Raw genomic sequence first — 26306 nt, 5'->3', positions numbered from 1 at the left:
TATGTCATAGAAGTACGCTAACTCTTACATTGTATGCTCCATCTATTCCTCGGCATCGTCAGATGTATATAAGTGTCCGCAGCTGCCAATACCGGCTCAGGTATGTGTTCATGCCTCTCAAAGGGACTCCTCCTCCTAACCAGTTATGCGAGGCGGCAAGGCTTGCGGGTTATAGCGGCCCGCAAGCGCCGGCCTCTTTTCTTGGAGTCCGGTGAATACAAGACGGCTGCACGGGCGGATCCTTCTTTCAGAACGATTCCACCCGCTCCGCTGTGTATTCACCAGCCTCATGTCTAGGGCTGCAAGCTTATTTCTTCATTGCTTTGTAGGCTTCGGTGCGTTCCTTCTTGATTTCCTCGCCGCCGCTTGCCAGATAGTCCTTCAACGCAGCGTCATAGGCTTTGTCAAAATCAGCCGGTTTGGCCATCATGCTTTTCACGATCAGCTCATCGTATTTGTCCTGAAGCACTTTGCCATATTTCACTTCCGCCTGGATCGGACGATCGAAGCGGAGCGGCGGAATACCGTCGGCCAGGCCGTTCTGGTACGCTATCGCAGCGTCCTTACGCAAAGCTTCAGGGACAGCGAGTGCCATTGCTTTCAAGTTTTTATCTTTATCGCCTAGGTCAAGTCCATTGGACACGAGTCTCATATCGCCTGCATTGTATAGCAGGTTTTTCGTATCCTCGTCCGTTTTGAGCACCGGGATGCCGTCCTGAAGCGTGTAGTTCTTGCCTTCGTCTCCGTTGGTCAACCGGTTCAACACGTCTTTTTGCGCCATCCAGTTCAAATATTTAATGGCCGCCTCACCGTTTTGGCTCGTTTTCGGAATCATGATGTACATCCCCGCCGGCTGGTAGCCCGGCTTCGCGTGCTTGCCCTCCTCGTTCGTGTAAGGGTCGATCGGAGTCACCTTCGCATTCGCATCATTCTTCTGAAGAATACCGATGATGTCCGGTGCCGTACCGTAGCTTTGGCCTGCATCCTCTGCGTACATGCCGACCTTGCCGGTCATCACGTCCTGCTGCAGCTTTTTCTTGTCTTTATCCAGTGCAAAGTCCGGAGATACGAGTCCCTCGTTAAACAATTTATTCAAAAATTTGACGCCCTCTTTATGGCCTGGCATGAGCGTCGGACGATCGCCAGAGCCCAGAAGCTGCATGGAGGTATATCTTTCCTCATCGGACGTTTTTTTGATGAACGGCCAGATGATCGGCTCGATCGAAGCCGGTGCCAGAGATAAGCCTAGTGGAATGGTGCCGCTTCCTCCGGGATTTTTTTCTTTAAACGCTTTCAATGTGTTGTACACTTCATCCGTCGATTTAGGAACCGGAAGCCCCAGCTTGTCGAGCCAGTCCTGACGAATCATAGAGGAATATTTGCCGAGATACACCCGCTTGGCTGGAATCGCATACTGCACACCGTCGAATTTGCCGTAGCTGAGCGTATCCGCTCCAAGGTAGCTTTTCAGGTTAGCCCCGTTGGCGTCAATCAGCTTGCCCAGATCCATCAGTCCGCCCTGCTGCACGTACTTATACACAACGTTCGGATCATAGGTAAAGACGATATCCGGCGCATCTCCGCTTGCCATCAGCACGTTCAGCTTATCCACTTCCTGCGCCCTTGGAACCGGGATGAATTCAAGCTTGATATTGTTAGGATTGCCGAATTGCTCCTGCACCCATTTGGTGACTAAATTATTTGTAACGGTCATACCCGCCGGCGAATTGCCCCGGTCGAAGACTTCTACCTTTAAGGTTACTTGCTTGCCGCTCGTGCTGCCGGAGGCGGATCCAGCGGAAGTTCCCGCTTGTTCTCCATTGCTTGCACAGCCTACTAATAAACCGAATGACGTCGTAATTGCCAACACCGATGCCGCGTTACGTTTAGGCGCTTTCTTTTTCAAAAGATTCATCCCCTTCGCTTCGTGTATCCGATTCAGTTACTGAAATGCCTCCCGCCGTCACATAGGCTGAACAGGATCGTTCGCACCGGCCGGGCTTACCTCCGTTATACAGGCTGATCCGAGTCACGGTCAACCAACATGATTCGCCCGCATAAACCGATTGCCGAAAAAGGGCTGATGAGGGGTGACCAACCGAATTCCTGCAACCAATCTTTTGTCAGATAGAGCGTTAAACAGGCTGTTTTGACGGCAAAAAATGCGAGGCCTGGCCAAAAATCAAAGGCCCGCGTATCCGATTCGAATCGAGAGCCTTCGCCTTTTTATGTGATTTGTGTGTATTTGCGATAATCCCCCGGCGTAACTCCGACCACCTTCTTAAAGGTCCGGCCGAAGGAAATCGCATGGGTATACCCGACCTTCTCGGAGATATCCTGCAGAGACGCGTCTGAAGCTAGCAGCAGCTTCTTGGCTTCTTCCATCCGCAGGTTCATCAAGAAATCGACGAACTTCATCCCGTACGCCTCTTTGAACAGGTGACTTGCATATTTGGCATTGATGCCGAATTCATCGCTGATCATATTCAACGATAAATCCGGATTCGCGTAATTGTCTTCAATATACTTGCGCATATCGCTTAGCATGGAGTGATGGCTTTTGGATTCCCGCAGATCCAGGTAATGCTTGTGCATCTGCTTAAGCGAATCCGCAAAAATAGGCAGAAGCTCTTCTGCGGTTTCTATCGTTTCAATGGCTTCGGTCAAGCTTTGCCTGAATTTGTCATTCCAATAAGCTGTATATTCCCCGGGCAAAAGCTCGATCATTCGCTGGAGCATGCGCATCCAGTACTGCAGTAAATGACGGATCTCGACCTCCTTAAGCAAATCCTGCTCCAGATCATGCACAAGCTCATCGACCTGAAGCTGCCAGGCGGTGCCTTCCAAGCGGAAATCTTGACTGAGTGCATCCATACGCTGGTAATATTTATGAGAATCAACGGATTTGACCCCGCGCAGCTCCTCGTAGCAGATGACCTGATTGTTGCCGAGCGACATTTTATACTCTAACGCCGATATCGACTCACTAAAGCTGAGCCCCAGCTCCGCCAGGCTGGCCACATTTCTCCCTACACCGACCGTCATGGAAAACTTCAAGTTTACGGCCACCCAGATGCGGAAGCGATCCAGCAGCTCCATCGTGTTCTGCTGCTCGTTCAACGCCGGCGCGTTGACTATAAACAATATGGCGAGCCTCTTCTCGGAAATCCATTCGGCCCATACCGTCAGCCATTCAGGATCGGAAAATTCCTGCACGACATTCGTCAGAGCAAATTTGAGCAGGTTTTGATCTGTCACACTGTACGTTGTCTGGAAGGCCGCGAATCCATCGATTTCGGCTGTGCCAAACTGCAAATTCGTATACGTATCGGGCAGCTTAAACCGCGGCATATTTTCCGCCCAAGCTTTTTCCGAAACCGAAGACCTGGAAGAGATCAGCTCTTGAAAAAACTGCTTCCGCCGGACGATCAAATCTTCCTGATACTGCTTCTCGTACCGGCCGGTCTGGTCAATCAAATTCTCAAGCACTTTCCCGATGAAAGAAAATTCGTCGCTTCCCTTCAACTGGTTCCGGCTTTGATGGGCATGAATCTGCTGCATAATTCGTTCAATCGGTTTATAGTTGCGCCGGGTCACATAAACCGTATAGATCAGGCTGAACAATATCGTCAAAACACCGATACTGATCCACATGTGGGATATCGTAGAAACCCATGAGAACATCCGGCCGCCGCGAATCCCGCTGACGAAGGTCCACCCGATCAGCTTGGAGTAAATATTCGTCACGACACTGCCCTCGGAGGCTTCCTTCCCCTGTCCGGTCAGCTTGGCTGAAGTAACAGGATACACTTGCGCTCCTTCGGCATCCGCTATATTCATAAACGTGATGCTCGGATTCATCATCTCATCGACAATGCGCAGCAGCTGATCCACGCGTACGTTCACCACAATGATGCCCTGATTGCCGAACGGCAGCAGCGCTTTCTTGCTCATCGAAATGACCTGCTCCGGAGGCTGCAGCGTAAGTCCCGAGTAGGAGCGGACACCGGACCACCCCGAGCCGGCAGGCTGCTGGAGCGCTTGAAGGACGTAAGCTTTATCCGGGAACGTATCCAGCTTCTCCAGTGAATTTATCGTAAGGACCTCCTGATCTTTGGCCCGGTATAAATAGACGGACTGCAGAAGCGGATTGTCGTCGAGTATTTTATGAATTTCCTTCGAGGTTTCGTAATATACGAGTCCTGCATCATCCGTGTCCTTCATTTCAAAGAAATGGTAAAAGGCGTCACTGTTCCCCGTTTCCTCCAAAATGACACGTTCCACGCCCTTTAACGAGGTTTCCATGGAATCAATTACATATTTGACAAAGATACGGTTTGCCTTCTCGGTTTCGCTGATAGAGAATTCACTAAGCATGGATACGGACAGAAAGACGATAATCCCGACCGTGACGAACAAGATTGGAAAGTACGATAGGAGCAGCCGGTGATACCAAGTCTTTTTCAAGTTAGGGAACCTCCTCGCGTTGTTATTTTTCTAATTGTAAGCGGTGTCACTCTTTTTGTCACGCGCGAATAAAGCGCTTAACTTATTATACTTTGTCCCTAGCTGCCGGGCAAGATGACGTTCTGCCGGGATGAGTCAAGGATAATCGGCTGCGCCAACTTTCCAGGTGGCATGCGTTTGTCAAGAAACTCTATCGAGGCCTTGCGAAGATGAGCGACCGCGTACAGCGGTTTTGTGGTCAAAAAAACAGCTCTGCCGGATGGCAAAGCTGCTTTGATTGACATATAACATTCCATTATATCTGACGAACGGATTGGCGAAAGTTCGGGGTACCATCCGCGTTCCAAAGCAGCGGACGAACAAACATATGCCGGTTCGGGTCGTAAAGCGGATCCCCCTGAATGTCCTTATAGGTTCTGGCGTGAAACACCAGGACATCCTGCGTGCCGTCCTCTGATTTCGTAAAGCTGTTATGTCCGGGTCCGTAGAGGCCCAGCTCCTCATCGGTCGTCAATACAGGCTGCGCCGACTTTTCCCATGACTTCGGATCGAGCAGATCCGCGTCTTCACTCGCGGACAGCAAGCCTATGCAATAATTGAAATCCGTCGCGCTGGCAGAGAAGCTAATGAAGATGCGATCGTCGCGCTTCAGCACTGCGGCGCCTTCATTTACCTTGAAGCCGATGATCTCCCAATCGTATTCCGGGGTGGAGAGCTGCACCTGCTCCCCCTGGAGCGTCCATGGATTGCTCATCTCCGAAATGTACAGATTCGAGTTGCCTGGAATGTCGGGGTCCTTCTGGGCCCATACGAGATAACGGGTTCCCCGGTGCTCGAAGGTCGTTGCATCGAGCGCGAAGCTTTCCCAACGGGTACGGATTTGCCCCTTCTCTACCCAGGCTCCTTCCAGCGGGTTCGCCGATTCGTTCTCCAATACGTACATGCGGTGATCGAACAAGCCTTCATTCGTCTCCGTCGTTCTTGCCGCGGCGAAATAGATATACCACTTACCGTCAATAAAATGAATTTCCGGCGCCCAAATATTGGCGCTCAACGGTCCCGTTTCATGCTTCACCCAAGCCGTTACCGGCTCCGATTCCCTCAGCCCTTGAAGCGTTGCCGCGCGGCGCAGTTCAATCCGGTCATAGGCCGGAACGGAGGCCGTAAAGTAATAGCAGCCGTCCGTGTGCTTGTATACCCATGGATCGGCACGCTGCTCAATCGTAGGTGTATTCAGTAGTATTTGATTTTCTCTCATAGGGGTCTCCTTCTCCTCATGCGTGTAACACGGATCGTTTATAAGCAAGGTAAATAATGAATGGTTGAAAGAGCGGCCTGCTTAGCCTTTCACACCGCCGACCGTCAAGCCCGATACAAAGAAGCGCTGGAAGAAAATAAAGACAAGCAGTATCGGCAAAATCGCGAGCACGGAGCCGGCAATTAATATATCGTAGTTGTTGCCGTAGGGGGTAACCAAGCTGGCAAGCCCGATCGGCAGCGTCATCTTTTCGCTTGATTTGATCACAATCAGCGGCCAGACGAAGCTGTTCCAGCTCGCCAACGCCTGCAGGATTGCCATCGCCCCGAATGCGGGAGTCATCAACGGCACCATAATCCGGAAAAAGATGCCGTACTCCGAGCAGCCGTCGATCCTTCCGGCATCCAGAAAATCCTTAGGCAGGCCTGCAGCGTACTGCCGGAAGAAAAAGATCGGCAGCGGCGCGACGACGAACGGTAAAATGACGCCGCTGAACGTGTTGATCAGCTTGAAGGCGATCATTTGCTTATAGAGGGGCAGCATAATAATTTCTACCGGCACCATCATCACGAGAAGCACCAGGACGAAGATCAGGTTCCGTCCGCGGAAACGGTACATGGCCAGGCCGTACCCGACCATGGAGGACAGCAGCAGGCAGCAAGCGGTGTAAATCACCGAGATAAGCACGCTGTTCTGGTACCATACCAGGTACTTTTTGGCAGAAGCGGAAAACAAAAACGCATAGTTGTGTAAGGATAGCAGCTCCGGCTGCAGCTTGACGTTCAGACCCAGGCGCAGCAGCTCCTTGGAAGGCTTCAGGGAAGCCAGAGCCAAGCAGTAGAACGGAAAGAGGCACATGGCTGCCAGCAGAACGAATAAAAGAATCAGCATGGCTCTCTGAAGCTTGGAAGGTTTCTCGTCCATGACTTAATCCTCCTTTTTGAACAATCCGAAAAATTTCAGCTGAATGACATTCAAAACCATCGTAAGCACCAGCAGCGTAATGCCGATAGCCGAGCCGAAGCCCAAATTATTTTTCTCAATGCCTTCCCTGTACAATAGGCCGATCATCGTCAGCCCGATATCGTTCGGGGAACGGTTGCCATTCCACAGGATGAAGCTTTCGGTAAACATCGAATACCCGCCATAAATGCTGATGGTTATGACATAAATGCTGACCGGCTTCAAGAGCGGCAGCGTAATGCGCCAAAATCTTTGCCACGTATTCGCCCCGTCGATGGCTGCGGATTCATACAGCTCCTGAGGGATGCTTTGCAGGGCGGACAGGAAGTAAATAATATTGACGCCGATATAGCGCCAGGTCGCCAATACAACCAGAACGAACATCGCCGTGGACGAGCCCGCCAGCCAGTTGATAGTAGGCAGCCCGATCATGTGACGGAACGTATTCATCACCGAGTTGTCCAGGGAGCCGAAGACAAGGCGGAAGATCGTCCCCGCTACGACGACAGAGGTCAAGGACGGGATAAACAAGGTGGAACGGAAGAAGGAGCTCCATTTCATCAGCCTTGAGTTTAAAAATACGGCCAGCAGCAGCGGCAGCGGGATCAAGACGAGAATCGTCCAAAGGGTGTACCTGCTGCTGTTGAACAAAGCGGTGAAGAACGAATCGCTCCACAGGTTTTGGTAATTGGTCATGCCGATATAATGCGTCTGGCCCGGCAGCACCTCCTGAAAGCTCATTTGAATCGTGCTGAACACCGGATAAGCGAAAAAAATACAAAAGGACAGCACAAACGGCAGGACAAAGACGTAAGGAGCCACCTTGGGCGAATACAGCAGCGGGTTCAACAGCCGGCTCTGCTTTTTCGCTTTCACTGAAACGTTGACGGTGTCTGCTTCCATAGTAGTTCACTGCTCCTTTCTTGTAGCTTGGAGCCGGCTTCCTCCCCGCTTCCTGAATTCGCGGGAGAAAGCCGGTCTTGCATGGCTTGGTGCGTTTCTATCGCACGTATCCTTTACTTAATGCTTTGTGCCGTTTCGTCCAGCACCTGCTTCGGATCCTTCATATCGTTGATGACCTGGAAGATCGTCTTCGTTTTCACAACATCGGAGACTGCTGGTGTTTTCTCTTTAATGTTGGTAGGAGCAATTTCATTTTTCACGCCGATCAGCACATCGAATAAATTTTTGCCGAAGTAAGCCGTAAATTTGTTGTCCTCCTTCAACGCCGGATCGTTCCATACATCGGTACGAATCGGATCAAAGCCCAGCTGCTTCCAAATCTCAATGTTGCCTTCCTTGGAAAGCTTGGCATAGGAGAGGAACTTCTTCGCGAGCTCTTGGCTCTTCGATTGATTCGTGATGACGGTTCCCGTACCACCCATCCCCGAGGAGCGCATTTCCCCCTGCTTGAAGACCGGCATCGGCTTGATGATGATTTTCCCTTTCAAATCAGGCATGTAGTCGGTGAACCGTCCCATGTACCACATCGGCATCCACAGGGAGGCCGCGCCGCCTTTATTCATAAAGCCGTAGTACTCCTCCGCATGGTGAAAGCCTCCCGGTGCAGGTACGGCAACCTTCTCCTTCACAAGCTTCTGCAGGAAGCTGAGCACCTCAACATTGGCGCTATTATTCAAAATCACCTTGCCGTCCTTATCAAGGAAATCGGAGCCATGCTGTACGACAAGCGGCCAGAGAGACCATTGATCCGTCGTTTCCACCGTTGTCATCGGCTTCCCGGTTTTTTCAAGCACCTGCTTGGCGGCCTTGTCATAATCGTCCCAAGTCTTGATGTTATCTGCGTTCACACCGGCTTTATCGAGAATTTCCTTATTGTAGTACATAACCTCCGCGCCTACGTGGTAGTCAATGCCGTAATATTTGCCGCCCTTCGCGTAATTGTCCAGCCTGGACATGACGAGGTTCGCTTTCTCCGGCTCGACGATGTCGTTCAGCGCCACCAGCTGCGGCTCACCCTTCAGGAAGTTGCCGATCTTGCTGATTTCCACATCGGCCATATCCGGCGCCCCTGTACCCGACTGCAGAGCAACAAGCAGCTTATTGTGGTTGTCATCATAAGGAAAGGTCGTAGCCTCCAGCTCGATGGGCTCAGAGGGATGCGACTTGTTCCAGGATGCCGCCATATTCTCGAAAAACTTCTGGTGCAGCTCGTTAAAGGTCCAAAATACTAATTTCGTCCCCCCGCCCGACTTCGTATCGGTTCCGCCGCTGCTTCCCGTATCCGCCCCACTGCACGCCGTCAGAAAAAGTGCGGAACTCAGCATTACAGCCGTCGATAATTTAAGCGCTTTCTTCATCATGAACATCTGCCCCCTACGAATGAATTTGGCTTGTTTTGAATCAAACTATTTTTTCCATTTTTTAAATATTAAGTATTGTAACCGCTTCACTAATTGGATTATAATATAGATAATATATAATTTATATACTCAATTGGTTATAAAATATTACTTTTTAAATATTTAAAAGGGGCTGCGCAACATGAATCATAAGAATGCTTTGTATAAGCAAATCCAAGAGCATATTAAAGAGAAAATACAGAGCGGCGAGCTCCGTCCCAAGGACCGGGTACCCTCGGAGCAGGAAATCATGGAGGAATACAAGGTCAGTAAGATTACCGTCAAAAACGCCTTAACGGCGCTGGCTGACGAAGGGTATGTCATCCGGGTGCAGGGCAAAGGAACGTTCGTAACCGAGCAGCCGTTCCATGCTAACCGCATGAAGCAGCTTGCTCCATCCAAGTCACCTGCAAACCTCATCGGATTTATTATTCCTACATTAAAAACAGGAGTCATCCAAAAGCTGGTCGACCATGTAGAATATTACTTGACCCAGGCCGGCTTTCAAATGGTATTCCGAATTACAAGAGAATCCTCCGCAGAAGAATCACGAGCTATAAAGGATTTAATGGAATGCGGTGTTAAAGGGCTGATCGTCTTTCCGACCGAGGATGAGAAATACAGCGAGTCTTTGCTGCGCCTTTCCCTGGATAAATTCCCGTTCGTCTTCATTGACCGTTATCTGCGGAATATAGATACGTACACTATCACATCGGACAATCTGGGAGGAGCTTATGAAACGGTATCCTACCTGCTCGGCAAAGGTCATCGTCAAATCGCCCTCATCTCTCCTGAAAATACGAATACAGCTGTCGAGGATCGGACAGCCGGCTTCGAGAAAGCTTATACCGATCAAGGCGTGTCCATTGATAAAGGGCTCTGGTGCCACGTCCCTCTCGATATTCTGCGAAGCAACGATGCCCTTTCATACATTACCGACTTCCTGAGGAGCCACCCCCAGCTGACGGCCGCATTCACGATGACGGCGGAGATGGCCCGCTTAACCTCGCGTGCGCTGCAAGGCGCCGGTTCCAGCTCGTCGGTCAAGGAGCTGATCTCCTTCGATGATCCCGAGCTCCCTCATGTTCCTTACATTGCACAGAACGAGAGCAAGATGGCGGAGGCAGCCGTCGATCTATTGATCCGGCAGATCGACAGCCATTATGAGCCTCAACAGGTTGTGATCCCTGTAAAGCTCATTCTCGCAAATCTTCAACCTGCCTATTAATTGATATAATATCCCCCCGGAAAAGCTTGAGAAATCAAGCTTTTTTTTATTTTGGTCATAACCCGGAAGACTTTAATGCCCTTGGCCCGTAAATTGTTTTATCTTTTTGTAAAAAAAAGTTGGAATTTGTAGAAAAAATATTAAAATGAAGTTAGTATGTTAATTGAGACGAGGGGGATTTACTCATGGAGAAAATGAAATCCGTCATTACCGGTTTTGGAATCAAGTTTCCTAACATTCAAAACAGTCTCCAGTTTGAGCAGGTACTCAGGAACGGGATATGTACCCATTCCATCGTCCCAGGACTAGGCCCCCATAATGAAAGTCTCGTTTGCGGTATTATCGACGAAAATCCGGAGGCGTGGACAGGCAGAAAATTGCGCGGCTATCCAAGAGCCAGCCTGCTTGGTATCGCTGCGGCCAAAGAAGCTTTAGAACATGCTAAAATAAAAGCTCCGAATGCTAGAGTTGCGGTCATCATGGGAACGACGACATCAAGCCTTCCGGAAATCGAACAAAGCTCTCAGCTTTACCGAAATGATAAATTCAACAAAATCAGTCCCTTAAATGCAGGACTGACCAACATACATAGTCTCTCATCGGGCGTAGCCAATTATTTAGGCTTGGGTGCGGGCAATCTCGTCTTTACTCTTACCGACGGGTGCGCATCAGGTTCCGACGCCATTGTACTAGGAAAAACCTTGTTGGAAAACGGTGTCGTTGACGTCTGTATTGCGGGCGCTTCCGAGACGCCCCTCTGCGATGCTGCGATAGCAAGCTTTGCCAAACAGAAGTCTATTAAATTTAACGCGGCAATAGGGGAAACAGGCAATCCGTTCTCCAGCAGCTGCAATACCTTCGTTATCTCTGAAGGAGCCGCGGTCGTTGTCATGGAAACCGAGCAGCATGCAATGAAGGAAAACAAGACCATTTATGGGTATATTACAGGCGCAGCAGCCAATAATGACGGGGAGAACATCCATTCCATGAATATGCAGGGGACCCACTTGTACGAAACAATGGTCCAGGCCGTCGGCAGCAAGAAGATTACCTACACCAACAGCTTGGCGCTCGGGCTTGAGGTGCAGGATAGGAACGAAGCCAAAAATCACATGCAATTATTCGGGCCCGACACGCCAATCACTTCGATTAAAGGGATGATCGGGCACGCCTTCTCATCTTCCGGTGTCGCTCAGGTGATTGCTTCCCTGCTTAGTCTGCAGCACAGTTTTATCCCTGCAACCACATTATCCGATTTCAAGGGCTACGAGCACGTCAATATTGTAAAAGAGACTCAATTTTGCAACATCCAGCATATCGCAATTACTTCACATGGATATGGCGGGAACAACAACACAATTGTGATATCGAAAGAAGGTTAAGGTATGAACTTTATCCTCATGGCGGCCATCTCCCTGGTGCCATTGTTTTTAGGCATGTCCAGCAAAATGATGTTCAAAACCAAGCTGACGAACGCCATGCTGTTATTTATGGTTTTCATCAGCTTATGGCAGCTGGATGTCAGTCTGCTCTACAGCTCGGATTTATTAAGATACGACATCATCTTTTTTCTGTTCAAGCTGTTCCGGGTAGGCTCGATCATGCTTCCCCCGGCCTTTTTATATGTAGGCTACATGGCGCTTAAATATTTATCCAAGGATGAGGGCAGCTGGCTGAAGTGGGTCATTAATAAATACACGATAGGCGCTTACTACTGCTGGTCGATTTTTGTGTATATCCTGAATTGGAGCGAGCTGGGTATCACGGGCTTAAACCATATCAACGGGCTGGGAAGCAGTGTATTGTACCCGTTGTATGGGGAATGGAGCAGTTTGTTTGCCAACCATATCAAGCTGCTCGTGATCAGCATCGTATTAACCCTCATCGTCAGCAGGAAGGTGCTGGATAAATACGTAAGGCATTTCCTAACTTATTTCAGTCTTACTTTCCTGCTGACCTATGCGGTTGGCGTATTAAACTTACAAGCCCGAACCTTTATTTACTCAAGTCAAATTGCCGTCCTGATCTTCTCCATCTTTATTTTCTTCGTGTTCGTTCATATGAGCACCAAAATGATCATAGAGAGCAATCAAATTTTCAAAAGAAAAGAGCAAGAGGAACAGATTGAGGTGACGACATCCGGGTTGATTCACGAAATTCGGAATCCTCTGACAATTATGAAAGGGTATTCAGAAATATTGGCTAAAAACGAGGCCTTGGACTCAAAAGCCAAAGGCATGATTTATCAAATTCAAATGGCCGGCTCCCACATGAACAGCATTGTTTCCAATTATAATGAATTCATCAAAAGCGGTAAAATTATAGCGGAAGAAGCCGACCTCATTGAGATTATCAAGGAAGCCATCCTGCTGACTTCGATCCGAACCAAGGAAAAGAACGTATCCATCCTGCTGAAAGAGGACAAACATATTATCGCCAAAGTGGATAAAGACAAATTGCGTCAGGTCTTCATAAACCTCATCAATAACAGCATTGAGGCCATGGAGGAAAAGGAAACGAGGCTGATTAAAATCCATACCGTCATTCACAGCAACGAAATTCACATCTCGTTCGCAGACACCGGCTCGGGGATCCCTGTCGAGAAATGGTCGCAAATCTTCACTCCCTTCCACACGACCAAAGAAGCAGGCATGGGGCTCGGATTGTCTATTTGTCAACGGATTCTGAATTCCCACGGCGGACACATCGAGATCGTACATAGCAATGAGCACGGCACGGAAATCAAGGTAGCCATTCCTGTCGTCCATTACGAAAAAATTGTAAGCACCTAGTAGTCCAATACGAAGAGAAAAAGCCCCTTTTTATGCGGCAACCGCGACAAGAGCACGCTGCCGCTGCATAAAAAGGGGCTTTGCTTTGAATTACAAACGAAAATGACCTGATTTATTCATTTCCTGCTGCCTGCTCGGCAACCGCCTTATACTTGGAAGAAATATATGTTACGGCCTTCGGCTCGGTCACAACCGACGCATTCATGGAATCCGGCTGCGGGTCCTGAAGCGTATAATGAATGACCGCCTGACCGTCCTGATCGAACCGGATATCCGTGATGGTAATTCCATAGCCCGCACTTGGCTTACTGCCACGGGACAACGTCACCTTGTTGACGTCGTCGTTCACTTTTTCAACGGCAACCGCTACGTCCTCAACCACCGGCGCCGGCTTTTGCGGATGAGCCGCCATCACCTTACCGGCATTGTATACCCATGCAGCCGCCTCGCCTCTCGTAAGCTCCCCCTTCGGATTCAGCTTCCCGTCTTTATCCAACGAGGCAATCTTGTACAGCAGCATCCGCTGCAAGGCACCTTGATAGCCCGGCGTGATCTGATCGCCGTCCTTGATCTCAATGTACATTTTGACAAGCGGGAAATTGCCCTTCTTCTCCAATGCTTTAATCAGCAAATAACCGAATTGCTCCCTGGTCATCGTCTCATTCGGATTCACATCCTTCGGGATCTCCAAGCCGTTATAATGAGCGATGACGAAGGCCTCCGCATACCAGGCATTGTCAGGGATGTTCGTATAAATATCGGAAGCTACCGGAGCCTTGATAAAGCGCAGCAAATCCAGGTTCAGATCCAGCCCTTTTACAATCATTTGTACGCTTTGCGCAAAGCTGATCTTGCCTTTAGGTGCAAAATGCTCATTATCGATTCCGCTGACGACGCCGCGGCTCTGCAATGCCGAAACAGCCTCCGCTTGACTATCCTCCACATCGGAAAAAGCAAATGCCGTGCTGAAGGTTAAGCTCCCCACCAGTGCAGTAGTCAATGTTAAAGCCGCTAATTTTTTCACAGTTAATTCTCTCCTTTTAGTAGGTTGTTTTTATATTCCTCTAGAGTTACCCTCTAAACGGCTGCTGTGAAATAAAAGTTGCAGCTGACGGCATTTTTTTCGGCTTATTTTTTGAATTTCGAATATTTCAGTATCCTTTTATACATCGCCTTATTTCTCAACGCACGAAAAATCGTCATATCCGGTCTTGTGTTCACTTCCAGAACCCATGGCTTCATGTGAGAATCAATAGCAATATCCACCCCAAACGCCCTGTTGCCTCGATAAGCCTGTCCAAGGGCAAGACTAGCCTTTCTTCCAACAAATGCAATTTTATTCATATATCTTCGTTTCTTCTCTCCCCGAAGGCGGGAATGCAGCAGCGTCCCGACAGGTAAAGGTTTACCTCCGCTATGATAATTGGTGACAATCTTGCCCGCCTTAGCCAGCCGCCCGACCATCCCTGTGACCACCAGTTCATTTGCCCTGTTCTTCTGTACCATCACCCTGATATCAAACGGGCGCCTGCGATGTCTGAGCAAATCGATTCCTTTTTGAACAACATATTTTCTTCCGGATACCAGCCGATGAAGAGACCCGTATAACCGGTCATAGGAAGCATACGTCTGCGATACTGTCCCCCGTCTTACGATGTACCTGCTGCCATTTCTCGTGATCTTCATAATCCCATGACCGCCGGTTCCTTCATCCGGTTTTAAGTAAACGGACTTATACAGCATGAGCATGGCTTGCAGATTCGACTTCGTAGCAAGCCTTGTTTCCGGCAGAAAGGAGCGAATGCCGCTGCTGTTTCTCATAAAATGATACTTGCCCAGCTTCCCGTATTTATATTTCACTCTATCAACCTCCCCATGACTTCTAGCAATATATTCAACATGCCGAAGTTCGGAATAGGTAACAGAGGGTTTCTACCAAAAAAATAAGAGAACCCGCTGAATCAGCGGATTCCCCAACTCTCATCTCAATGGACTAGAAGCCTCTGACTCAGCGCGCTACTGTGCTGAAATAACGATACACCTTATTTAGTTTCATTTCATGCTTCCCCTTCGGACTTTCCATGCTCCCAAATTCAAAAAACGTTACCTTTCGAATACCGACATATTGTAAAAGCGCCTTTCTCATTAACACCTTGTGAGCGTTATTCAACCAGAACAACGGATACAGTGCCGGCCCTTGCATGGTTGAGACGCATACGGCAGATTTCCCCTTCAACAAGCCTTCAGGGAGCAGTCCACCCGTTTCTTTATAGGCAAAGCCGGAAGCAAACATTTTATCGATGTAGCCCATCAGCATCGCAGGTGGGCGCCCCCACCATATAGGGTACACAAAGACGATTTTATCGGCCCAAAGCAATTGCTCACGGTACTTCGCCAGTGCGGGATCCGCGTGCATATCTCTTCTGCGCTTATTCTCGTTAAAAACCAACACCGGGTCGAATCCTTCTGCATACAAATCCAGAACATCCACTTCCGTAATATGAGAATTGTCCTTGCTTCCCTGGATGACCTTTTGTAAAAAGGCATAGCTTAAGCTTTGATGATTAGGATGTGTATAAATAACCAGTACTTTCAAAAAAACCACCTCATTAATTATCATTTGATAATTAAATCCTAGCACGGCACTTTTTAGTTGTCAAATGATAATTGTTTTTTGATAATTATTTTGATATGGTTACTCTAGAGGTGAGCCCATGGACAACCAAGCTTTTTTTCACAAATTTGTGGCTTTTACAACTGCGGTACATCAAGTCACCCATGAGATGACCAAGGACATAAAGAGCGACGACATTACCCCCTTGCAGTACAAAATGGTTGAATATGTCGCCGTAAGCCAACCTGTTACTTTAAGTCAGATAAGTGATTGCCTGCACATGTCCATGCCCAACACAAGCCGCGAGCTGAAGAAATTGTGCGACAAGCAGTTATGCGAGAAGTTTACCGATACCGCAGACCGGCGCAGGCAGCTCATCCGCCTCACACAGGAGGGTCAGCGCATGATGGATCAGGCGTTCAACCATATCGCACAACAGTTTCTTGCCCGGCTTCAAGATGCCACGGACGAAGAATGGCAAGCGCTGGAGCAGGCTATGGACCTGCTGCATACCAAAATATTTTACTCCCCTTCGGATTCCGTTTCGCCGTAACACATGGATAATCGGCATCGCCATCTTTCCAGATGGGATGCGCATGCATTTACTGAAAAAGGGGCTGTCCTACGTCATCTTTGATGACTCGGACAACCCCTTCCTTATAGCACGTTACAGGTCTTTGGCGATATGCGGCTTGCTGTAATGACTTACTCCACCCGAACCGACAAGTACTCTTCCGCCTTTGTTGAAGATAAGCAATTTACTTGCCCCGGTGCTGAGCAATACGGTTACTTTGGCCTGGTTGCGGATTGCTGTATAAACCACATATCCGCTTTGGGTCACTGCGGTCACCCAGTTTTTATCAAACTCGGAACGGACCACACGATTGGAATAAACCTGATTTTCCACTCGTGTTGCTTTTACTTTTGGCATTGAATACGGTATATCTTATTCATTAGAAAGGATATCGGTTTGGACAGCCGGTCTAGACAATCTCCTATTTATTCGCCAGCGTCGGATGCTTCGGCCATTGCCCTACAAACTCCTCCTCAGCATAAGTGAAGAAGTCGTTCAAAATCTCCTCGCGATGATCGAGGAACAGCTGATCCGCTATCGCAGTGACCAGCTTCGGTATCGCGTATCTCATGCCCGAAAGCGCAGATGCCGAAAGACCGCAGCTGAGCAGCGCCGAGTAATTGAAAGAAAACAGACCGTGCAGCCGCTGTGTTCCCTCTTCATCCCGGCCCAAGAAAGCAAAGCCGGGGCTAAGGAACGGATGCGCATCAAGCAGCGGGGTGGCTATCGCTTCCGGTGCTTTGTAGCGATCGCTCCACCGGGCAATATGGGATTCCACCAGCTTTAATTCCGGACGCAGCGCCGGATCGGTCAAAAGGCCCGTACTGATAATAAGGAAATCGAATGTGAATTTACCTTGAGGCGTGGTCACGATCGCCCCTTCTTCTCCGGCCTCTACATCAAGCCAAGGGGAGCCCAAATGCAATTGGAAGCCCGGCCATGAAGCGGCACGTTCGAAGGTATCGTTCGTCGGCGGCTGATTGTGCTTGAAGAAATGGGCGATAGCCGCATATTTCTCGGCATCGGACAGAGCCGGGAACCGTTCAATCATCCCTGAAACCTCCATCTGGCGGATCGGATTGATCCGCGGCAGCTTGTCACGACGGACAAACACGTGGGCCTCGGCCACACCTTCGGATAAAGCATAATTCGTATTGTCAAAGGCCGAAGCCCCGCCGCCCAGGACGGCTACCTTTTTCCCCTTCAGCTTATCAAAGTCAATAGCCTCGGAGGTGTGAGCATACAGATGACGGGGTAATTTATCAGCGATCATAGACGGTACATGCCACTCACCTCCGCCTTGAATGCCTGTGGCCAGAACGACTTTACGGGCCAGAAGTGTCCCCGACGGCGCCCCCGCACCATCGATATGCAGCCGGTGAATGCCAGCCTCTCCAGGCTCGATCAGCTTCAGCTTCACCTCATTGATGACAGGCAAATCCAGCACCTTCCGGTACCAGCGCAAATAATTCATCCAATCGCCGCGGGGGATTTTGACGACCTGCTCCCACCCTTCCAGCCCTGCCTGCGCCTCCCACCACGAACGGAACGTCAGTGAGGGGACCCCCAAATCGATGGAGGTCAAATGCTTCGGCGTCCGCAGCGTCACCATACGGGCGTAGGTTTCCCAAGGTCCTTCCATGCCCTCCGGGTTCTCATCAAGAACAATAATATTGGATACTCTTTCCCGCAAAAGACCGAAGGCTGTGCCCAATCCGCTTTGGCCGCCACCAATAATTACGACATCATACACATGGCCCTCCGGATGGTTAGCCGGGCGTACCCAGTTCGAGCCTCCATAAGCAATATAGGCAAGATCCGTTTTGACTCGTTCATTTAATGTCTCTATGCTCATGATTTCTCATACCTTTCGATGGCTTCTTTCGTGCATTCCAATATTCAAATGTAAGGTTATCGTACATCCTTTGTATCTTATTTCTATATTAGCTCCTGGATTCCGGCATTTGAAGTCCATTGCGATGGAATTGTACGTAAAGCTAAATTTTCAATTCCTAATTGTTCAAAATAACTAGGATCGCCACTTTTGCCTGGCAGGCTGCCCTTCTAATGCACAAAAAAAGCGGCTGCTCCCTATTGTACGGAAGCCCCGCTCAAATCACGTCGAACCCATTTACAGCCATTCGCCCAATGATTGGGCCTGATGATCCAATTCCCTCGCAGCCTGACCTATTCCCATAAATTCATCGACAGCCGTTTGAACCCGACGTTGGCTGTCCGCAATTACGTCTTGGGATTGTTTTGTGCCTTTCCCCATCGTTGTCACCTCTTTGGCGATTCCCTCCAAATGGGAATTCATCTCATGCGCCGCATCCTCCGCCTGCTTCGCCAGCTTCCGAACCTCAAGCGCCACAATGTTAAAGCCAAGTCCGTGCTCGCCGGCATGGGCCGCCTCGATCGCCGCATTCAAAGCCAATAAATGCGTCTGTGATGCAATATCGCGAATCATTCTTATCATCCCCTGCACAGCTTCCGCCTTGCTCTCCAGCAATTGGAGCGCCTGCATATTCGCATCAGATTCCCTAACAACCCGATCCATGGCTGCGGCAATTTGATCGCTGCTCGAAATGCCGGCTTCTGTACGCCGCAAAAGAGTTGCCGCCATTTGCTGCAGCTCATTCGTGACTTGCGTTCTTGCATTTTCGCGGGACGTAATATCCGAAGCAACTTTGAGTACGGCTTGTACTTGGCCCTCGTCGTCAAATACGGGGGTATAGGTAGCCTCAAACCATAGGTGACGCCCGTGCTTGGAGACGCGGAGTATTTTCTCTTGAAAAGGGCGCCCGCTCTTTAAATTGTCCCATAAGGCCGCATACTCGCGGCTATTGACAAATGCAGCGGTACAAAACTGCCGGTGCAGCATTCCGGGCATCTCCGCCGCTTCATATCCCATAGCTCGAGCAAAGTTATCATTTGCCCATAGTACTTTGCCCTGGATGTTGAATTCGATCATGGCCAACGATTGCTCCATGGCTGCAAGAACCGCACTCGGATCCAGCACCTGGGTAGCAGAGTACCTCATACTTCTTGTTACATTCATGTTGTATCCCCTCTCTGGTCCACTTATATGTATAAATTTTGTATATTATTATGATAATTATTATACATATTCTATACATTAGTTACAACGTTCATGAGGTTCCGATCAAATTATCGGTAAAAGCGTCCCTTTTTGTGCAATCTTTGTGTAATTTATGTATAATTAATTTGAGGTGGGCTACACATGTACAACATTAAAAAGGTTTCCGAAATACTCGGCATTCCCACGGTTACGATCCGTGCCTGGGAAAACAGATACGACATCATCACTCCAACACGGAGTCAAGGCGGACATCGTCTATATAGTGAAGCGGATATTGAAACCCTTCAATGGCTCAAAACCCAAATGGACGAAAAGCAAATGAAAATTAGCGAAGCCGTCCGTCTCTGGAGAAAACAAGCTCATGATATTGCGGAGGAACCCGCCCCCAACCTGCTGCTTCATAAAAACTATTCGGATCTCATCGAGCAGCTATACGGGTATTTAGTAGAATTCCAAACAAGCCAAGCACACGAAACGATTGACCTGGCCTTTTCGTTATACCATTACGACGATGTGTTCCACCATATCCTAGTTCCGGTATTATACCTGATGGGGGACGAATGGGAGAACGGTCTCATATCCGTAGCTCAAGAGCATTTCTCTTCTCAATTAATCATGCAGCGATTCACCCAGTTTCTCAGAATACTTCCGGTGCAGCCTCACCTGCCAAGGGTATTGGCATTGTGTCCGGAAGGCGAGCATCATCATATTGGCTTGATGCTCTTCACGCTATTTTTGCGGAAGAAAGGTGTCGATGTGATTTACTTGGGGCCGAATACCCCTCTCCAAGGGTTGCATGAGGTCATTGAGAAGAGACAGATTTCAGCCGTTGCTGTTTCCGTTACCGATCCCCGGCATGTCCAAGGACTTGGAGAATGGATCTCCTTATGTCATAAGAAGTGGCCTCAGCTGGACTTCATCCTTGGAGGCGAGGGCTTTCAGCAGAGCACAACACCGATCTCCGCTTACGTCCAGGTTTCTGATAAAATTACATGGGAACGATGGTTTCAAACCGTTTATATGCGAAGACATGCTGCTCCGCTCTAGCGTTCAGTACAGCTGCGCGGACAAGGTCAAAATAAAAACAGCCTCCGCTCGGTACGATACCGGGCGAAGGCTGTTCCTGCAGGTTGGGGAACTACCCCAACACTTTCTTAACGGTTTCCAGAACGCGCTGCGATTGAAACGGCTTCACGATAAAATCTTTGGCACCGGCTTGAATCGCCTGAACCACCATGAGCTGCTGCCCCATGGCTGAACACATGATCACTTTGGCCTGAGGGTCGTTTTTTCGAATCAATCTCAGCGCCTCGATCCCCTCCATTTCAGGCATCGTGATATCCATCATGACGACGTCGGGCTTTAAGGCTCTATATTTCTCCACCGCGACAATTCCGTTCTCGGCTTCACCGATGACGCTGTGCCCCCCTTCCGTTAAGCAATCCTTCAACATTAACCGCATAAAAGCTGCATCATCCACTACTAATATGTTTGCCAATGATTCCAGTCCTTTTTATGTTCAACTTTGAGCCGCCTCTGGTTAGATTAATCCAGATTTTTGAAGCAGCCGCTCCATCATTGCCGCGACTTCCGCTCTAGTGATATACGATTGAGGAGCCACCTCTGTGCTGTTTCTTCCAGAAATGATTCCTACATTCAAACATTCGATCATACTGTCTTTCGCCCATTCTGCAACACGATTTGCATCATGAAATGAAGTCAATACTGCCTGAGACGCCGGTGTCGGGAGCTCCGATCCCAAACCAGTCGTCTTCATCGCTTTAGCAATCATCGCCATAGCCTGTTCCCGTGTAATTTTGTCTGACGGATGGAAGGTTCCGTCCTCAAAACCGCTGATCAGATTGTACGCATAGGCAGTTTTGACCGCATTGCTGTACCAATCCGAGTTGGACACATCCGAAAATGGTACGGAACCCTTTTCCAGCCGGAGCCCCAATCCTCGAACGAGGATGGCAGCAAATTCCGCTCGGGTAATCTCTCGGTCAGGACTAAACATGCCATCTCCAGTCCCGTCAATGACCATTCTTGACCCCATATCGTTCACAGCATGCTTGGCCCAATGGTTGGCAACATCGTTAAATTCGATCGGATGCCATACTAACGAATACGTACTATTGGTCAAGCTTTTTATAACTGCGTAATAACTGCCATGCATCGCAACCACCTTCGTAGGTACATGGGTTGAGGACCCGTCCGGATCAACAACAACTCCAGTCGTAATCTTATTGGGATCAACGTCTCCTGGGATCGCCAAGGTTCGTTCCACATAGACATTGAACTTCGAAACTTCAATTGATTTATCCCCATTCATAGCTCTTACCGAAAAATTTATCGGCGGTGCGACAAGCGTAAAGGCGCCTTGAGCCGCCATATTTTCCACTACCTTCTGGATATCCGCGGTTGGTATAGCGATTTCGATCTGTACTTTAATATCTTCAAGTGCTATCGATTTCCCTACTTGATCGGATATGGCTCCAATGTTGATTTGCTGCGCAGGCAGCGTATAACTGGCACGATCGGTTGTGATTTCGAGAACCGCTTGTTTCTCTTCCATATTTTTGATCATCCGACCATTCAATTCACCAATGACAACATCGGATTTGTCCTTCACCGGAATCGTTACCACCGCATGCTGACCTTCCATTGCAAGCTGATTTTCCAATTTTTTCCTGTCAACCGCAATGGTTATAACTGACCGTGAATTGATGTTCGCCACCTTTACGGTTCCTGCAATCTCGGATTTTCCATTCACTAGAATAACGGCATCCGTTAGATCTGACTTCGATGATGTGGAGGACCCGGATTTTGATGGATGAGAACTGAAATATACTGGAATTACCGCATTAGAAGCGTTTGAAGCCATGCTGCTGCCCGCACGGTTCGTTGCTACCACTGTAAACGTGTAGGCTGTACCATACGTCAAACCGGTGACAGTGATTGGGCTTCCTGTACCGCTAGCCGTCAAACCTTCAGGACTCGAGGTCACGGTATAACCGGTTATGGCGCTACCTCCGTCGTTATCCGGTGGCGTAAAACGGATTGTTGCTTGGGATTCCCCTTTCCTTACCTCAGCCATGACAGCTGTTGGTGTACCCGGTACCGTAACGGGGTCGTTTAGTTGGGTAGGCGTAACGCTATTCGAGGAGGCCGATGCGACAGAGTTCCCCGCACGGTTCGTTGCTACCACTGTAAACGTGTAGGCTGTACCATACGTCAAACCGGTGACAGTGATCGGGCTTCCTGTACCGCTAGCCGTCAAACCTTCAGGACTCGAGGTCACGGTATAACCGGTTATGTCGCTGCCTCCGTCGTTATCCGGTAGCGTAAAACTAATTGTTGCTTGGGACTCCCCTTTCCTTACCTCAGCCTTGACAGCTGTTGGTGTACCTGGTGGGGTGATCGTCATTTTTAATATCTGGATCCGATGGTTGCTTGTTTCGGCCACGTAGAGATAATCATCGTTCACCGCTACACCGAGGGGCTCTCTAAACTCCCCTAAGCCGCTGCCTGAACCGCCGCCGCTCTTCGTCCATTCACTCCATGCATTCTTTGCCGCATTCCACTTTTGGATTCGGTTATTCATGGAATCGGCTACATACACATTCCCTCTGTTGTCCACAGCAACGCTGTATGGTTCATTAAACTCGCCGAGGCCGCTTCCGGAACCACCCCCGTTCTTCTTCCATTCACTCCAAACTCCTGTGGCGGAATCCAGTTTCTGAATGCGATGGTTGCTCATGTCTGCTACGTATACATTGCCGTCGTTACCTACTTCTATGCCGGATGGCTTGTTAAACTCCCCTAAGGCGCTGCCTGCGCCGCCCCCGTTCTTCTTCCACTCGCTCCATATCCCTGTTGCCACTTCCAGCTTCTGGATGCGGTCATTTCCATAATCGGCCACGTACACATTTTTGTTATGATCTACGGCCACCCCGCTGGGATAATTAAACTCGCCCGGACCGTTGCCTGAACCTCCGCCACTCTTCTTCCATTCGCTCCACACGCCTGTAGAGGCATCCAGCTTCTGAATGCGGTGATTATAAAAATCAGCCACATACACATTACCGTCTTCGTCTACGGCAACGTCTGCAGGACCGTCAAACTCGCCCGGAGCGCTGCCATAGCCCCCACCATTCTTTTTCCACTCGGTCCATACCCCTGTAGCTGCTTCCCGCTTCTGGATACGGTGATTCCCAAAATCGGCCACATACACATTTTTGTACTTATCTACCGCAACGGCATTGGGGTACGCGAATTCACCAAGACCTTCGCCTTTGACGGCTCCCCGGTAGCCCCATTCACTCCATTGCCCCTCGGCTGTGCTTAGCCTTTGAATCCGGTGGTTTTGAGAATCAACCACGTACACATTGCCGTTTACATCCACCGTTACACCTTTGGGATAATAAAACTCACCCAAACCACTTCCTGAGCCTCCGCCACTCTTCTTCCATTCGCTCCACACGCCTGTAGATAAATCCAGCTTCTGAATGCGATGATTATTATAATCTGTCACGTAAAGATTACGGTTGCGGTCAAGAGAAACGCCGAAGGGTTGATCAAACTCACCTAGGCCGTTTCCTAGTCCCCCGCCGCTCTTTTTCCACTCGCTCCATGTGCCTGTGGATGCGGTCAGTTTCTGGATCCGATGATTGCGGGAATCGGCTACATAGAGATTACCGCTTTCGTCCACCGCCACGCCTTTAGGATCATTAAACTCTCCAAGGCCGTTTCCTGATCCGCCACCGTTCTTTTTCCATTCACTCCAGACGCCTGAAGATACCGTCAGCTTTTGGATCCGGTGATTGTGGGAATCGGCAACGTAGACGTTGCCGCTGTTGTCCACCGCTACGCCTTTAGGATCATTAAACTCCCCTAAACCGTTTCCCGATCCGCCATCGATCTTCTTCCACTCACTCCACACGCTTGTAGACGAATCCAGTTTTTGGATACGATGATTGCTGCTGTCAGCCACATACACATTATCGTTACTGTCTACAGCCACCCCGCTCGGATTGCTAAATTCCCCTAAACCGCTTCCGTAGCCGCCTCCTTTCTTCTTCCACTCGCTCCATACGCCTGTAGCAACAGTCAGCTTCTGAATGCGATGGTTTACGTTATCCGCCACATACATATTCCCCCATTTGTCTATCGCCACACCGGCCGGACTAGAGAACGTACCGAGATCTTCATTGCTGCCTAATCCAATCTTGGCATATTGACTCCATTGCTCAGCTGCTTGCACTGGAGCCGCCAATACCGATGCAAAGATCATGAAGATAACAATTCTCCGTATCCATGTGACACTCCAACGATGTCCTGCATGTTCCAAAGTCATCACTTGTTTCCCCCTTCTCAGAAAAAATGGTTAACTTGCAACCTCACGGTACATGGTACAAGACATACCTCACAAAATTCTCACAAAACAATAAAAAAGGATGAATCGGGGTACAATTTGCAAAAAAACTTACTGAGCGGTATGCTGCAGTAAGCCATAGAGAATGGATATCCTATTAAGAAAGGGGGCACACAACATGCTGGCCAACGATATCGAACGCAAGCTGCACAGCCAAAAGCAGTACTTTTTTACCGGTGCAACGAAGCCGTACGCCTTCCGTCTTTCCCAGCTGAAGCGGCTGAAGCAGGTGATCAAAAAGTATGAGGCTGAGCTTTTGGATACGCTGGAGGCTGAGCTGCGCAAGCCGGGGCAGGAGAGCTATTTAACGGAGATCGGGGTCACTTATGAGGAGATCAATTTCACGATCAAGCATTTGAAGCGCTGGATGAAGCCGCGCAAAGTCACAACGCCGCTCACCCATATCGGCTCCTCCGGCGTGATTTATCCCGAGCCTTACGGGGTGAGTCTGATTATCGCGCCGTGGAACTATCCGGTCCAGCTGGCTCTTGCCCCGCTGATCGGTGCAATCGCTGCCGGAAACTGCGCCATGCTCAAGCCTTCGGAGCTGACACCCCGAACCTCGGCGCTGCTGAAGAAAATGATGGACGAGACGTTCGATGAGAACTATGTCGCCGTCGTTGAAGGCGGCGTGGAGGTCAGCACGGAGCTGCTGAAGCAGCGGTTCGATGCGATCTTTTTCACCGGGAGTGTGCCGGTTGGCAAGATCGTTATGGAAGCTGCTGCAAAGCATTTGACCCCGGTTACGCTGGAGCTTGGAGGGAAAAGCCCCTCGATTGTGGGTCCGACGGCGAATCTGGAGCTGACCGCCAAGCGGATCGTGTGGGGCAAGTTCTCGAATGCAGGCCAAACCTGTATCGCGCCGGATTATCTCCTTGCCCATCACTCCGTGAAGCAGAAGCTGCTGGAACGAATGGAGCATTACATCGTTGAGCTGTACGGAGCGAATCCTCGCGTCAGCGGGCATTACGGATCGATCGTTACCGAACGGCACGCAAGACGTCTCGCCGATTTCATTGACAAGGCCCACATCGTCCGCGGCGGGAAGTACGATACGGCCGACCGCTATATCGAACCGACGATCATCGATCAGGTTACGCTGGAGGATCAGGTCATGCAGGAGGAAATTTTCGGGCCGGTCCTGCCCGTCTTCGAATACAAGGAGCTTGATGAGGCGATACAGTTCATCCGAAGCTTCGAGAAGCCGCTGGCGCTCTATTTGTTCTCAACGGATTCCGCAGAAATCGATACGATGCTGCAGCAGATCAGCTTTGGCGGCGGGTGCATCAACGATACGCTGACCCATATCGCAACGCCGTACCTGCCATTCGGCGGCGTCGGACAGAGCGGAGTCGGCGCTTACCACGGCAAAGCAAGCTTCGATGTGTTTACACATCACAAGAGCGTCCTGCACCAAACGGTCGCCTTCGATCTGCCGGCCCGGTATGCCAACAGCCGGCTGGGCGCCAAGCTGGTTCGGGCTTTATTGAAATAGCGGGCAGCTGCCCTGTCG

The 26306-nt window shown here is 49.7% G+C and carries 20 protein-coding genes; 6 read left to right on the top strand and 14 right to left on the bottom strand.

Annotation, left to right across the window (positions count from 1 at the left end; all coding sequences use genetic code 11):
- Positions 1 to 307: 307 nt before the first annotated feature.
- The 6 genes from CF651_RS13900 to CF651_RS13875 all read right to left on the bottom strand — a co-directional run bounded on the left by CF651_RS13900 (position 308) and on the right by CF651_RS13875 (position 9009).
- A complete protein-coding gene (locus CF651_RS13900) occupies positions 308 to 1915 on the bottom strand; it encodes an extracellular solute-binding protein (protein WP_245855898.1) in 1608 nt (535 codons plus the stop codon).
- A 311-nt stretch (positions 1916 to 2226) separates the two neighbouring features.
- Entirely contained in the window at positions 2227 to 4467 is a 2241-nt protein-coding gene (locus CF651_RS13895) for a helix-turn-helix transcriptional regulator (RefSeq protein ID WP_094015462.1), read from the bottom strand.
- Between the two features lie 295 nt (positions 4468 to 4762).
- Complete coding sequence (locus tag CF651_RS13890) at positions 4763 to 5725, bottom strand: glycoside hydrolase family 43 protein (RefSeq protein ID WP_094015461.1); 963 nt, start codon at positions 5723 to 5725, stop codon at positions 4763 to 4765.
- Positions 5726 to 5806: 81 nt separating this feature from the next.
- The gene (locus CF651_RS13885) at positions 5807 to 6649 is read right to left on the bottom strand and encodes a carbohydrate ABC transporter permease (protein WP_094015460.1); all 843 of its coding nucleotides are present in this window, start codon (positions 6647 to 6649) and stop codon (positions 5807 to 5809) included.
- Positions 6650 to 6652: 3 nt separating this feature from the next.
- A complete protein-coding gene (locus CF651_RS13880) occupies positions 6653 to 7591 on the bottom strand; it encodes a carbohydrate ABC transporter permease (RefSeq protein ID WP_094015459.1) in 939 nt (312 codons plus the stop codon).
- Positions 7592 to 7704: 113 nt separating this feature from the next.
- Complete coding sequence (locus CF651_RS13875) at positions 7705 to 9009, bottom strand: ABC transporter substrate-binding protein (protein ID WP_094015473.1); 1305 nt, start codon at positions 9007 to 9009, stop codon at positions 7705 to 7707.
- 184 nt (positions 9010 to 9193) lie between these two features.
- Here CF651_RS13875 and CF651_RS13870 point away from each other — a divergent pair, with 184 nt between their 5' ends.
- The 3 genes from CF651_RS13870 to CF651_RS13860 all read left to right on the top strand — a co-directional run bounded on the left by CF651_RS13870 (position 9194) and on the right by CF651_RS13860 (position 13071).
- The gene (locus tag CF651_RS13870; RefSeq protein WP_094015458.1) at positions 9194 to 10279 is read left to right on the top strand and encodes a GntR family transcriptional regulator; all 1086 of its coding nucleotides are present in this window, start codon (positions 9194 to 9196) and stop codon (positions 10277 to 10279) included.
- Positions 10280 to 10464: 185 nt separating this feature from the next.
- Positions 10465 to 11661: a beta-ketoacyl-[acyl-carrier-protein] synthase family protein gene (locus CF651_RS13865; RefSeq protein WP_094015457.1), complete on the top strand. Its 1197-nt coding sequence runs from the start codon at positions 10465 to 10467 to the stop codon at positions 11659 to 11661.
- A gap of 3 nt (positions 11662 to 11664) precedes the next feature.
- Positions 11665 to 13071 (top strand): sensor histidine kinase, encoded by a 1407-nt coding sequence (locus CF651_RS13860; RefSeq protein ID WP_094015456.1) that lies wholly within the window; start codon positions 11665 to 11667, stop codon positions 13069 to 13071.
- Positions 13072 to 13183: 112 nt separating this feature from the next.
- On the opposite strand, the gene CF651_RS13855 is transcribed toward CF651_RS13860, so the two are convergent.
- The 3 genes from CF651_RS13855 to CF651_RS13845 all read right to left on the bottom strand — a co-directional run bounded on the left by CF651_RS13855 (position 13184) and on the right by CF651_RS13845 (position 15667).
- The gene (locus tag CF651_RS13855; RefSeq protein WP_094015455.1) at positions 13184 to 14095 is read right to left on the bottom strand and encodes an S-layer homology domain-containing protein; all 912 of its coding nucleotides are present in this window, start codon (positions 14093 to 14095) and stop codon (positions 13184 to 13186) included.
- 104 nt (positions 14096 to 14199) lie between these two features.
- Complete coding sequence (locus tag CF651_RS13850) at positions 14200 to 14931, bottom strand: YheC/YheD family protein (protein WP_245855896.1); 732 nt, start codon at positions 14929 to 14931, stop codon at positions 14200 to 14202.
- Positions 14932 to 15079: 148 nt separating this feature from the next.
- Positions 15080 to 15667, bottom strand: coding sequence for an NAD(P)H-dependent oxidoreductase (locus tag CF651_RS13845; RefSeq protein ID WP_094015471.1), 588 nt, complete (start codon positions 15665 to 15667; stop codon positions 15080 to 15082).
- Positions 15668 to 15785: 118 nt separating this feature from the next.
- Here CF651_RS13845 and CF651_RS13840 point away from each other — a divergent pair, with 118 nt between their 5' ends.
- Entirely contained in the window at positions 15786 to 16238 is a 453-nt protein-coding gene (locus CF651_RS13840; protein ID WP_094015454.1) for a MarR family winged helix-turn-helix transcriptional regulator, read from the top strand.
- Positions 16239 to 16352: 114 nt separating this feature from the next.
- On the opposite strand, the gene CF651_RS13835 is transcribed toward CF651_RS13840, so the two are convergent.
- The 3 genes from CF651_RS13835 to CF651_RS13825 all read right to left on the bottom strand — a co-directional run bounded on the left by CF651_RS13835 (position 16353) and on the right by CF651_RS13825 (position 19317).
- Entirely contained in the window at positions 16353 to 16616 is a 264-nt protein-coding gene (locus tag CF651_RS13835) for a hypothetical protein (protein ID WP_094015453.1), read from the bottom strand.
- A 64-nt stretch (positions 16617 to 16680) separates the two neighbouring features.
- The gene (locus tag CF651_RS13830) at positions 16681 to 18114 is read right to left on the bottom strand and encodes an NAD(P)-binding domain-containing protein (protein ID WP_094015452.1); all 1434 of its coding nucleotides are present in this window, start codon (positions 18112 to 18114) and stop codon (positions 16681 to 16683) included.
- 276 nt (positions 18115 to 18390) lie between these two features.
- The gene (locus tag CF651_RS13825; protein WP_094015451.1) at positions 18391 to 19317 is read right to left on the bottom strand and encodes a methyl-accepting chemotaxis protein; all 927 of its coding nucleotides are present in this window, start codon (positions 19315 to 19317) and stop codon (positions 18391 to 18393) included.
- A 183-nt stretch (positions 19318 to 19500) separates the two neighbouring features.
- On the opposite strand from CF651_RS13825, the gene CF651_RS13820 reads away from it, so the two are divergent.
- Entirely contained in the window at positions 19501 to 20406 is a 906-nt protein-coding gene (locus tag CF651_RS13820; RefSeq protein WP_094015450.1) for a MerR family transcriptional regulator, read from the top strand.
- A 91-nt stretch (positions 20407 to 20497) separates the two neighbouring features.
- Here CF651_RS13820 and CF651_RS13815 read toward each other — a convergent pair whose 3' ends face one another.
- Positions 20498 to 20857, bottom strand: coding sequence for a response regulator (locus tag CF651_RS13815; protein ID WP_094015449.1), 360 nt, complete (start codon positions 20855 to 20857; stop codon positions 20498 to 20500).
- 42 nt (positions 20858 to 20899) lie between these two features.
- A complete protein-coding gene (locus CF651_RS13810; RefSeq protein WP_094015448.1) occupies positions 20900 to 24715 on the bottom strand; it encodes an S-layer homology domain-containing protein in 3816 nt (1271 codons plus the stop codon).
- A 196-nt stretch (positions 24716 to 24911) separates the two neighbouring features.
- Between CF651_RS13810 and CF651_RS13805 the strand changes: the two genes are divergently transcribed.
- Entirely contained in the window at positions 24912 to 26288 is a 1377-nt protein-coding gene (locus tag CF651_RS13805; RefSeq protein ID WP_094015447.1) for an aldehyde dehydrogenase, read from the top strand.
- Positions 26289 to 26306: the final 18 nt, after the last annotated feature.

The sequence above is a fragment of the Paenibacillus rigui genome (assembly GCF_002234615.1).
In the GTDB taxonomy this organism is placed as follows: Bacteria; Bacillota; Bacilli; order Paenibacillales; family NBRC-103111; genus Paenibacillus_S; species Paenibacillus_S rigui.
This window is presented reverse-complemented; position numbering and strand designations above follow the sequence as displayed.

Bases quoted from the DNA above. Each gene is read 5' to 3' on its own strand.
- CF651_RS13900 (WP_245855898.1), bottom strand. From the start codon at position 1,915: ATGAATCTTTTGAAAAAGAAAGCGCCTAAACGTAACGCGGCATCGGTG.
- CF651_RS13890 (WP_094015461.1), bottom strand. From the start codon at position 5,725: ATGAGAGAAAATCAAATACTACTGAATACACCTACGATTGAGCAGCGT.
- CF651_RS13885 (WP_094015460.1), bottom strand. From the start codon at position 6,649: ATGGACGAGAAACCTTCCAAGCTTCAGAGAGCCATGCTGATTCTTTTA.
- CF651_RS13880 (WP_094015459.1), bottom strand. From the start codon at position 7,591: ATGGAAGCAGACACCGTCAACGTTTCAGTGAAAGCGAAAAAGCAGAGC.
- CF651_RS13875 (WP_094015473.1), bottom strand. From the start codon at position 9,009: ATGAAGAAAGCGCTTAAATTATCGACGGCTGTAATGCTGAGTTCCGCA.
- CF651_RS13870 (WP_094015458.1), top strand. From the start codon at position 9,194: ATGAATCATAAGAATGCTTTGTATAAGCAAATCCAAGAGCATATTAAA.
- CF651_RS13865 (WP_094015457.1), top strand. From the start codon at position 10,465: ATGGAGAAAATGAAATCCGTCATTACCGGTTTTGGAATCAAGTTTCCT.
- CF651_RS13860 (WP_094015456.1), top strand. From the start codon at position 11,665: ATGAACTTTATCCTCATGGCGGCCATCTCCCTGGTGCCATTGTTTTTA.
- CF651_RS13840 (WP_094015454.1), top strand. From the start codon at position 15,786: ATGGACAACCAAGCTTTTTTTCACAAATTTGTGGCTTTTACAACTGCG.
- CF651_RS13835 (WP_094015453.1), bottom strand. From the start codon at position 16,616: ATGCCAAAAGTAAAAGCAACACGAGTGGAAAATCAGGTTTATTCCAAT.
- CF651_RS13830 (WP_094015452.1), bottom strand. From the start codon at position 18,114: ATGAGCATAGAGACATTAAATGAACGAGTCAAAACGGATCTTGCCTAT.
- CF651_RS13825 (WP_094015451.1), bottom strand. From the start codon at position 19,317: ATGAATGTAACAAGAAGTATGAGGTACTCTGCTACCCAGGTGCTGGAT.
- CF651_RS13820 (WP_094015450.1), top strand. From the start codon at position 19,501: ATGTACAACATTAAAAAGGTTTCCGAAATACTCGGCATTCCCACGGTT.
- CF651_RS13810 (WP_094015448.1), bottom strand. From the start codon at position 24,715: ATGACTTTGGAACATGCAGGACATCGTTGGAGTGTCACATGGATACGG.
- CF651_RS13805 (WP_094015447.1), top strand. From the start codon at position 24,912: ATGCTGGCCAACGATATCGAACGCAAGCTGCACAGCCAAAAGCAGTAC.